Annotated in this window: 1 protein-coding gene; it reads left to right on the plus strand. The window is 46.5% G+C overall.

All coding sequences use genetic code 11. The features are described 5' to 3' along the window. Nucleotides 1–368: DUF7507 domain-containing protein (locus OO007_RS20245; RefSeq protein WP_325810192.1), on the plus strand; the 368-nt coding region annotated here is incomplete at both ends.

Consider the following 368-nt stretch of genomic DNA (forward strand, 5'->3'; position numbering starts at 1 on the left):
GCCACATTAGCACCTGCTGCGACTTGTGTCTTAAGTGGTACGTACACCGTAACACCAGCTGATGTTACGGCGGGTGCAATCATTAATGATGCCACCGCAAACTCTGATCAAACTCCAGAAAGTACCGCACAAAATGACAGTGACATCAATGCACCGAGTCTAACGCTGGTTAAGCCTGCGCCTGACAATGCTGATAATGACAGTAATGGTGAAATCAGTAATGGAGATGTATTAACCTACACGGTAACCGCAACCAATAACGGTTCGGCAACCTTAACCAATGTCGTGGTTACAGATAACAAAATCACCCCGAATACGATTAGCTGTGCCACATTAGCACCTGCTGCGACTTGTGTCTTAAGTGGTAC

The sequence above is a fragment of the Cocleimonas sp. KMM 6892 genome (assembly GCF_035798195.1).
In the GTDB taxonomy this organism is placed as follows: Bacteria; Pseudomonadota; Gammaproteobacteria; order Thiotrichales; family Thiotrichaceae; genus Cocleimonas; species Cocleimonas flava.